The following is a 9,355-nucleotide window of genomic DNA, read 5'->3' on the forward strand; positions in this document are numbered from 1 at the left end:
GACTTAGGAGTTGACGTTGGCGGCAAATCCTCAACTGGCGAAGAGTGCAGCGGCAGGTTTCCCCTGGAACCGCCTCTGGTTCTTGCTCGGCGCACTCGTCGTGTACCGCATCGGCGCCCACGTGCCGGTGCCGGGCATCGATCCGGCTCGTCTGGCGCAGATGTTCAAGGAACACGAGAACGGCATCCTCGGCATGTTCAACATGTTCTCGGGTGGCGCGCTCTCGCGTTTCACGGTGTTTGCGCTGGGGATCATGCCCTACATTTCGGCGTCGATCATCATGCAGTTGCTGTCGATTGTCTCGCCGCAGATGGAAGCGCTGAAGAAGGAAGGCGAAGCAGGGCGTCGCAAGATCACCCAGTACACCCGCTATTTCACGGTGGTGCTGGCCCTGTTCCAGGCCTTCTCGATCGCCGTCGCGCTCGAATCGCAGCCGGGCCTCGTGCTCGATCCGGGCATGAGCTTCCGCCTGGTGACGGCCGTGACCCTGGTCACGGGCACGATGTTCCTGATGTGGCTCGGCGAGCAGATCACGGAACGCGGTCTCGGCAACGGCATTTCGATCATCATCTTTGCGGGTATCGCGGCCGGTCTGCCGGCAGCGCTCGGCGGTCTGTTCTCGCTGGTCTCGAATGGTTCCATCGGTTCCTTCTCGGCCCTCGTGATCGTGCTGCTGGTGGCCCTGGTGACCTTCGCCGTCGTGTTCGTCGAGCGTGGTCAGCGCAAGATCCTGGTCAACTATGCCAAGCGTCAAGTCGGCAACAAGGTGTACGGCGGCCAAACCAGCCACCTGCCCCTGAAGCTGAACATGTCGGGCGTGATCCCGCCGATCTTCGCCTCCTCGATCATCCTGTTCCCGGCCACGATCGTGGACTGGTTCACGCGGGGTGGCGACAAGGAGAGCGCGGTGATCCGTTTCCTGCGTGACCTGGCCGGTTCCATGGCGCCGGGCGAGCCGATCCATGCGCTGCTGTATGCGCTGGCCATCGTGTTCTTCTGCTTCTTCTACACGGCCCTCGTCTTCAATTCGAAGGAGACGGCCGATAATCTGAAGAAGAGCGGCGCCTTCGTGCCGGGCATCCGTCCGGGCGAACAGACCGCGCGCTACATCGACAAGATCCTGATGCGCCTGACCCTGGCCGGCGCCGTGTACATCACCCTGGTCTGCCTGCTGCCGGAATTCATGCAGGCGCAGTGGAAAGTGCCCTTCTATTTCGGTGGCACCTCCCTGCTGATTATCGTGGTGGTGACCATGGATTTCATGGCCCAGGTCCAGAACTACGTCATGTCGCAGCAATACGAATCGCTGCTGCGCAAGGCGAACTTCAAGGGCGGGATGCCCACCCGATAAGGACCAGGACAAACGCATGGCAAAAGACGACGTCATCCAAATGCAGGGCGAGATCCTCGAGAACTTGCCCAACGCAACCTTCCGAGTCAAACTGGAAAACGGACACGTGGTACTCGGACACATTTCGGGCAAGATGCGCATGAATTACATCCGCATCCTGCCTGGCGACAAGGTCACCGTGGAGCTCACGCCCTATGACCTGAGCCGCGCCCGGATTGTGTTCCGGACCAAGTAAGTTGTAGAACAATCGAACCAAGAGAGAGTGCAAAATGAAAGTTAACGCTTCAGTCAAGCGCATCTGCCGCAACTGCAAGATCATCAAGCGCAAGGGTGTGGTCCGCGTGATTTGCGTGGAGCCGCGTCACAAGCAGCGTCAAGGTTAATTACGGTCGAGGAATAAAGCATGGCACGTATTGCAGGGGTCAATATCCCCAACCACCAACACACGGTCATTGGCCTGACCGCCATTTATGGCATCGGCCGTCCCCGTTCGGAGCAGATCTGCGCTTCCACCGGCATCCCCACCAATAAAAAGGTGAAGGATCTGGACGACAGCGAGCTGGAAAAGCTGCGTGATGAAGTGGCCAAGTTCGTCGTTGAAGGCGATCTGCGCCGTCAACTGTCGATGGACATCAAGCGCCTGATGGACCTGGGCTGCTACCGCGGTCTGCGTCACCGTAAGGGTCTGCCGGTCCGTGGCCAGCGTACCCGTACCAATGCCCGTACCCGCAAGGGTCCGCGCAAGGCCGCTCAAGCGCTGAAGAAATAATCTGAGGAACGATAACAATGGCTAAGCAACAAAGCAGCGCCGCCGCCGCGCGTGTGCGTAAGAAAGTCAAGAAGAACGTCGCCGAGGGTATCGCCCACGTGCACGCTTCCTTCAACAACACCATCATCACCATCACCGACCGTCAGGGCAATGCGCTGTCGTGGGCGACCTCGGGTGGCGCTGGCTTCAAGGGTTCGCGTAAGTCGACCCCGTTCGCGGCCCAGGTGGCTGCCGAAGCCGCCGGTAAAGTGGCGATCGAGTGCGGTGTGAAGAACCTCGAAGTGCGCATCAAGGGCCCGGGCCCGGGCCGTGAATCGGCTGTGCGCGCCCTGAACAGCCTCGGCATCAAGATCACCGAGATTCAGGACGTGACCCCGGTGCCGCACAACGGCTGCCGTCCGCCGAAGCGTCGTCGTATCTAAGCTTGACCCATGTTGTCCACGGCCAGAATTGCTGGTCGTGAAGAAGGAATTGCCGGCGCAGGACCGATTGCGGTATACTGCCCGGCTGTTGTCGCCTCGCAAGAGGCCCACAAGCCCACTGTCCACTCGTGTATCGGGTTGGACTAGCGCCTGATGCAGCGGTTCAGCCGGCATCGGGGCGTTATTATTTTTACTAAAAAAGGAAAGCACCGTGGCACGTTATATCGGTCCCAAAGCAAAACTGTCGCGCCGTGAAGGCACTGATCTGTTCCTGAAGAGCGCCCGCCGCTCGCTCGATTCGAAATGCAAGCTGGAAACCAAACCGGGCCAGCATGGCGTGAAATCGGGTGCCCGCACCTCCGACTACGGCAACCAGCTGCGTGAGAAGCAGAAGGTCAAGCGTATCTATGGTCTGCTGGAGCGCCAATTCCGCCGCTACTTCGCCGAAGCCGAGCGCCGCAAGGGCAATACCGGTGAAACCCTGCTGGGTCTGCTGGAATCGCGTCTGGACAACGTCGCCTATCGCATGGGCTTCGGTTCGACCCGCGCGGAAGCCCGCCAGCTGGTGTCGCACAAAGCCTTCACCGTCAACGGCAACGTGGTCAACATCCCGTCCTACCTGGTGAAAGCCGGTGACGTGATCGCCGTGCGCGAAAAGTCGAAGAAACAAGCCCGTATCATCGAATCCCTGGCCCTGGCCGAATCGGTCGGCATGCCGAGCTGGGTGTCGGTCGACGCCAAGAAGATGGAAGGCACCTTCAAGTCGGTGCCGGAGCGCAGCGACATCGCTGCCGACGTCAACGAATCGCTGATCGTCGAACTGTATTCGCGTTAATACGCGACCCTGAGTGTCACCCGCCCACGCGCGTCGTGGGCGTTTTCAATTGAACCCGTCAGCCTTATCGGTGTAACGAGCCGAGGGTATTGATAAAGGACAATCCATGCAAAACAGTCTGTTGAAACCGCGCATTATCGACGTGGAAACCCTGGGCCCTGGTCACGCCAAAGTCGTGATGGAGCCGTTCGAGCGTGGCTACGGCCACACGCTGGGGAATGCCCTGCGCCGCGTGTTGCTGTCGTCGATGATCGGCTATGCGCCGACCGAAGTGACGATCGCCGGCGTCGTGCACGAGTACTCGTCGCTGGATGGCGTGCAGGAAGACGTGGTCGACCTGCTGCTGAACCTCAAAGGCGTGGTGTTCAAGGTGCACAACCGTGACTCCGTGACCCTGACCCTGAAGAAGGAAGGCGAAGGCGCCGTGCTGGCTTCGGACATCGATCTGCCGCACGACGTGGAGATCATCAATCCCGAGCACGTGATCGCCCACCTGACCGGTGGCGGCAAGCTCGACATGCAGATCAAGGTCGAAAAAGGCCGCGGCTATGTGCCGGGCAATGTGCGCCGTCTGTCGGAAGACGCCAACAAGACGATCGGCCGCATCATTCTGGACGCCTCGTTTGCGCCGGTGCGCCGCGTGTCCTACTCGGTCGAGTCGGCCCGTGTCGAACAGCGTACCGACCTGGACAAGCTGATCATCAACATCGAAACGAATGGTGTGATCACGCCGGAAGAAGCGATCCGTCAATCGGCCCGCGTGCTGGTCGATCAGCTCAATGTGTTCGCTGCCCTGGAAGGCACGGAAACCACGGCCGAAGCCCCGTCGCGCGCGCCGCTGGTCGATCCGATCCTGCTGCGTCCGGTCGACGACCTCGAGCTGACCGTGCGTTCGGCCAACTGCCTGAAGGCCGAAAACATCTACTACATCGGCGACCTGATCCAGCGTTCGGAAAACGAGCTGCTGAAGACCCCGAACCTGGGCCGCAAGTCGCTCAACGAAATCAAGGAAGTGCTGGCATCGCGCGGCCTGACCTTGGGCATGAAGCTCGAAAACTGGCCGCCGGCTGGTCTCGAGAAATAATTTACTGTTGAACCGGCCCGCGCCCCCAGAGCACCGGGGGCGATCGAAGAGCTGGACCTAAACTCAAAAACCGAAAGGAACTACCATGCGTCACCGTCACGGTCTCCGTAAGCTGAACCGCACCTCCTCGCACCGCCTCGCCATGCTGCGCAACATGACCGTCTCGCTGCTCAAGCACGAAGCGATCAAGACCACGCTGCCGAAGGCCAAGGAACTGCGCCGCGTCGTCGAGCCGATCATCACCCTGGGCAAGAACGACACCCTGGCCAACAAGCGTCTGGCGTTCTCGCGTCTGCGTGACCGCGAAATCGTCGGCAAGCTGTTCGCCGAAATCGGCCCGCGCTACAAAGAGCGCCAGGGCGGCTACATCCGTATCCTGAAGATGGGTTTCCGCGTGGGCGACAACGCCCCGATGGCCTTCGTGGAACTGGTGGACCGTCCGGAAGTGTCGGCTGCCGACGAAGCCCCGACCGCCGAGTAATCCGGCGTCAGAGCAAGAAAAACCCGGCCAGCGCCGGGTTTTTTTTCGCCCCAACAAAATCGGGGTCAGACCCCATTTATCTGGGCGGAAAAAACCCGGCCGCAGCCGGGTGTTTTCTTGCCTTCAGGAGAAATGGGGTCTGACCCCATTTTTTCTGGTGGGCTATTTGCGGGCGAATTCGGAGTCGCTGCGCCAGACGGGGCGGGGGGCGCCGTTGGCCAGCTCGAGGCCGACGTCGAGCATCAGCTGCAGGTCCTGGACGGCGCCACTGAAGTCCCAGTCCTTGCGCACATTGTCGCTGACCTGGTGGTAGTCGTGCTTGGTGTAGGCGTCGATCTGCTCCTTGCCGAAACCGGCCGGCTTGCCGATGAACTGGGCGCCGCGCTTCATGTACAGGGGCGGCACGCCGACTTTGGCGAACTCGAGCTGGTCGGAGCGGTAGAAGGTGCCGACTTCGGCGCGCGAATCCGGCGCCACCGTGCGGCCCTGGGCCTTGGCCTTGGCCTCGACCAGGGCGTCGATGCTGGTGTGGCCCATGGCGACGTTCTCGATATCGCTGGTCTTGCCCCAGGCGTTGAGGCCGTCGAAGTTGATGTCGGCCACCGTGCGCTCGAGCGGATACAGGGGATGCTCGGCGTAGTAGCGGGCGCCGAGCAGGCCCTGCTCCTCTCCCGTGGTCAGCAGGAACAGCACCGAACGCTTGGGCTTTTGCGCCAGGCCCTGGTAGGCGCGCGCCAGTTCGAGCACGCCGGCCACGCCGGAGGCATTGTCGAGCGCGCCGTGGAAGATCTTCTGGCTGCGCGGGCCGGGCAGGGCTTCGTTGATGCCAATGTGGTCCCAGTGGGCGCTGTAGATCAGGGTGTCCTGCTTGAGCGTGGGATCGCTGCCTTCGATGCGGCCCAGCACATTGTAGGAGTCGATCGTGCGCCAGGTGTTCTTCAGACTGAAGCTGGCCTGGGCGCCGAGCGCCACCGGGCGGAAGTCGCGCGACAGGGCAGCGCGCTTGAGCGCGTCGAAGTCCTGGCCGACGGCGGTGAACAGTTCGCGCACGCGCGCCTCCTGCATCCACGAGGAGACGGCCGGGAAGCCGTGGTCGATGCCGTCGGCGCTCTTCAGGTGGAAGTTTTCGCGCGTCCAGCTATTGCGCACCACGTCCCACGGATAGCCGGCCGGACCGGTTTCGTGGACGATGATTGCGGCCGCAGCGCCGAGCTTGTCGGCGATGTAGTACTTGTAGTCCCAGCGCCCGTACCAGGTCATGGCCTTGCCCTTGAACAGGCGCGGATCGAGCTGGGCCGGGTTGGCGCTGTCGGGCACCTGCGGGTCGTTGACCAGCATCACCAGGGTCTTGCCCTTGACGTCCAGGCCCTTGTAGTCGTCCCAGCCGTACTCGGGCGCCTGCACGCCATAGCCGACGAACACCAGGTCGGAGGCCTTGACCTCGACCAGGGGTTTGGCCTGGACCGAATAGGCGACGAAATCATCGGGCGAATTCAGGCTGATGGTCTTGCCGCCCACGCTCAGGCTGAGGCTGGGGCGCGAGGTGACGCCCAGCATCGGCACCTTCTGCACATAGGTCCCGTCCGGATTGCCCGGTTTCAGGCCGGCCTGGCGCAGCTGGCGTTCGAGGTAGGCCAGGGTCTTCTTCTCGCCGGCCGAGCCGGGCGCGCGCCCTTCGAAGGCGTCCGAGGCCAGCACCTGGATATGGCCGAGCAGGGCCGCTTCGCTGAGCGGCTTGGGGCTGGCCGCCAGGGCCGGGGCGCCGGCCAGCAAGGTGGCAAGGATCACAGCAGATTTCATCGCATCTCCCAAGTGAAGAAAGAAACAGTGTGGCATAGAATGGCCGGGGTTGCAGCGGCGCAGGCTCGCCCTGCCTTGCGGCCCGAACCGGTGTACTATCTCGCCTGGTTTCCTGGATGACGCCACTATGATCCGTTCCGCTTTCCTGCGCGCCCTGGCGGCGCTGCTGTTCCTGGCCAGCGCCCTGCTGCAGCCGGCCCGTGCCGATGATTATCTCGAGCCCGATGCCGCCTTCAAGATGTCGGCCCGCATGCTCGACCCGAATACCGTGGCGGTCAGCTTCGAGATCGCCGACGGCTACTACATGTACCGCGAGCGCTTTGCCTTTACCGCCAAGGACGCCAAGCTCGGCAAGCCGTCTTTCCCGCCCGGCAAGGTCAAGTTCGATGAGACCTTCGGCAAGAATGTCGAAACCTACCGCAATAGCGTGACGATCACCGTGCCGGTCGAGGCGAATGGCATGTTCACCCTGAGCGTCAGCAGCCAGGGCTGCGCCGATGCCGGCCTGTGCTACGCGCCGATGGAGACCCCGGTCAAGCTGATCGGCGCGCCGGCCCCGGCGGCCACGGCCGAGGCGGCGCCGCCCACGGTCGCGCCGGCGCCCGCAACGCCCGCGCCCGCCAGCGCGGCCAGCGACACGCCCGCGCCCGCTGCTGCCGCGACGGCGGCCAGTGCCGCGGCACCGGCCTCGGAGCTGAGCCAGATCGCCGGCGTGCTCGGCGGTGGCAAGCTGCTCGTCATCATCCCCACCTTCATCCTGATCGGTCTGGGCCTGGCCTTCACGCCCTGCGTGCTGCCGATGGTGCCGATCCTGTCCTCGATCATCGTGGGCGAGGGCGCCGCCAGCAGCCGCCTGCGCGGCCTGGTGCTGTCGCTCGCGTACGCGCTCGGCATGGCCATCGTCTACACGGCGCTCGGCATCGCCGCCGGCCTGATCGGCGAAGGCCTGGCCGCGGCCCTGCAGAACCCCTGGGTGCTGGGCGCCTTCGGTGTGCTGATCGTGGCCATGTCGCTGTCGATGTTCGGTTTCTACGATCTGCAGGTGCCGAGCTTCCTGCAGAGCAAACTGGCCGACGCCTCGGGCCGCCAGTCCTCGGGCAAGCTGGCCGGGGTGTTCCTGATGGGCGCGATCTCGGCCTTGATCGTCGGCCCCTGTGTGGCCGCGCCCCTGGCCGGCGCCCTCATCTACATCAGCCAGACGCGCGATGTGCTGGTCGGCGGCGCCGCCCTGTTTTCGATGGCGGTCGGCATGAGTGTGCCGCTGCTGCTGGTCGGGATTTCGGCCGGTTCGCTGCTGCCCAAGGCCGGCGCCTGGATGAATGCGGTGAAAAAGTGCTTTGGCGTGCTGATGCTGGCCATGGCCCTGTGGCTGGTCTCGCCGGTGTTGCCGGCCGTGCTGCAGATGCTGGGCTGGACTGCGCTCGGCCTCGGCTATGGCGCCTATCTGCTGCTGCATAACCGCCACTGGGCCACGCTGGCGATCGGGGCGGCGTTCGGTATTCTCGGCGCGGTGCAGCTGGTCGGCCTGGTCTCGGGCGGACGCGATGCGCTCGATCCGCTCGGCCACTTCCGCGGCGGGGCCGCGGCGGCGCCGGCCCGGCTGCAATTCACGCGCGTGAAGTCGCTGGCCGAGCTCGAGGCGGCCCTGGCCGCCAATCCGGGCCGCACGGCCATGCTCGACTTCTATGCCGACTGGTGCGTGTCCTGCAAGGAAATGGAAAAGCTGACCTTCACCGACCGCGCCGTCCAGCAGCGCCTGGCGGCGACCCTGCTGCTGCAGGTCGACGTCACGGCCAACAATGCCGACGACAAGGCCCTGCTCAAGCGTTTCGGCCTGTTCGGCCCGCCGGGCATCATCCTGTTCGACCGCCAAGGCAAGGAAATCGGCGGCGCCCGCATCGTCGGCTACCAGGCGCCGGAGCGCTTCCTCAGCTCGCTCCAGGCCCTCGGTTCCTGAGCACCGCCCCTTGCTTCACCGACAAATCGGGGTCAGACCCCATTTATCTGCGCGGAAAAATGGGGTCTGACCCCATTTTTTCCTGAGCCAAAAAAAAGCCGGCGGGCCATGTGCGTGGCGCCGCCGGTCAAACGCGTACCCAAGTACTCCGTCTGGAGTTCGTTCAGCCTTTCTTCAGCATCTGGCGCAGCGGACCCTGGCCCTGGCCCATCATGCCGTGACCACGGCCGCCGGCATGCAGGGTGTCGGTGTCAAAAATCTTCTTCTGCTCGGCCGTCAGCACGGCATAGAAAGCCTTGACCGCGTCGGCGTGCGCCTGGGCGTGCGCCAGCATGGTCTTGGCACGCTCGACCATGCGGTCGGCGCGCTGCGGCGCAGTCAGCGTGCTCGGATCGACCGGGGTCTGGGCCGTGCGCGGCGGCGGCGTCATGGCCGTCTTGAAAGCGGTCCAGGCCGCTTCCTGATTGGCCGTCAGCTTCAGATCGTCGTGCAGCTTGGTCAGATGGGCCTCGCGCGCGGCGCTCATCGCCTCGGCCATCGCGGCGGCGCCGTGGCGGCCCGGGGCGGGCTGGGTCTGGGCCAGGGCGGTGGCGCTGAACAGGCTGGCAGCCAGCAGCAGGGCGGTACGGGTTTTCATACGGTGACTCCTCGCGAAT

At 63.8% G+C, this 9,355-nt stretch carries 11 protein-coding genes; 9 read left to right on the top strand and 2 right to left on the bottom strand.

The annotated features are described in order from the left end of the window. Nucleotides 1–16: 16 nt before the first annotated feature. The 8 genes from secY to rplQ all read left to right on the top strand — a co-directional run bounded on the left by secY (nt 17) and on the right by rplQ (nt 4,942). On the top strand, nt 17–1,351 hold the full coding sequence (gene secY, locus LZ005_RS11085) for a preprotein translocase subunit SecY (RefSeq protein ID WP_237808111.1): 1,335 nt from the start codon (nt 17–19) through the stop codon (nt 1,349–1,351). Between the two features lie 16 nt (nt 1,352–1,367). Beyond that, nucleotides 1,368–1,586, top strand: coding sequence for a translation initiation factor IF-1 (infA, locus tag LZ005_RS11090; RefSeq protein ID WP_005663428.1), 219 nt, complete (start codon nt 1,368–1,370; stop codon nt 1,584–1,586). A gap of 34 nt (nt 1,587–1,620) precedes the next feature. Continuing rightward, nucleotides 1,621–1,734, top strand: coding sequence for a 50S ribosomal protein L36 (rpmJ, locus tag LZ005_RS11095; RefSeq protein ID WP_005663407.1), 114 nt, complete (start codon nt 1,621–1,623; stop codon nt 1,732–1,734). A 20-nt stretch (nt 1,735–1,754) separates the two neighbouring features. Further along, nucleotides 1,755–2,120 carry a 30S ribosomal protein S13 gene (gene rpsM / locus LZ005_RS11100; RefSeq protein WP_237808112.1) on the top strand — a complete coding sequence of 122 codons (366 nt, stop codon included), beginning with the start codon at nt 1,755–1,757 and terminating at the stop codon, nt 2,118–2,120. 17 nt (nt 2,121–2,137) lie between these two features. Then, nucleotides 2,138–2,542, top strand: coding sequence for a 30S ribosomal protein S11 (rpsK, locus tag LZ005_RS11105; protein WP_237808113.1), 405 nt, complete (start codon nt 2,138–2,140; stop codon nt 2,540–2,542). A gap of 211 nt (nt 2,543–2,753) precedes the next feature. Next, nucleotides 2,754–3,377: a 30S ribosomal protein S4 gene (rpsD, locus tag LZ005_RS11110; protein WP_237808114.1), complete on the top strand. Its 624-nt coding sequence runs from the start codon at nt 2,754–2,756 to the stop codon at nt 3,375–3,377. Between the two features lie 106 nt (nt 3,378–3,483). Further along, the gene (locus LZ005_RS11115) at nt 3,484–4,461 is read left to right on the top strand and encodes a DNA-directed RNA polymerase subunit alpha (protein WP_237808115.1); all 978 of its coding nucleotides are present in this window, start codon (nt 3,484–3,486) and stop codon (nt 4,459–4,461) included. 85 nt (nt 4,462–4,546) lie between these two features. Beyond that, nucleotides 4,547–4,942: a 50S ribosomal protein L17 gene (rplQ, locus tag LZ005_RS11120; RefSeq protein WP_237808116.1), complete on the top strand. Its 396-nt coding sequence runs from the start codon at nt 4,547–4,549 to the stop codon at nt 4,940–4,942. 162 nt (nt 4,943–5,104) lie between these two features. On the opposite strand, the gene LZ005_RS11125 is transcribed toward rplQ, so the two are convergent. Then, the gene (locus LZ005_RS11125; protein ID WP_237808117.1) at nt 5,105–6,742 is read right to left on the bottom strand and encodes a M20/M25/M40 family metallo-hydrolase; all 1,638 of its coding nucleotides are present in this window, start codon (nt 6,740–6,742) and stop codon (nt 5,105–5,107) included. A gap of 127 nt (nt 6,743–6,869) precedes the next feature. On the opposite strand from LZ005_RS11125, the gene dsbD reads away from it, so the two are divergent. Next, entirely contained in the window at nt 6,870–8,699 is a 1,830-nt protein-coding gene (dsbD, locus tag LZ005_RS11130) for a protein-disulfide reductase DsbD (protein ID WP_237808118.1), read from the top strand. 163 nt (nt 8,700–8,862) lie between these two features. Here the strand turns inward: dsbD and LZ005_RS11135 are convergent, their stop codons facing one another. After that, entirely contained in the window at nt 8,863–9,336 is a 474-nt protein-coding gene (locus LZ005_RS11135; protein WP_237808119.1) for a Spy/CpxP family protein refolding chaperone, read from the bottom strand. Between the last annotated feature and the right edge of the window lie 19 nt (nt 9,337–9,355).

It is taken from the genome of Massilia sp. TS11 (assembly GCF_022012445.1).
Lineage (GTDB): Bacteria > Pseudomonadota > Gammaproteobacteria > Burkholderiales > Burkholderiaceae_D > Telluria.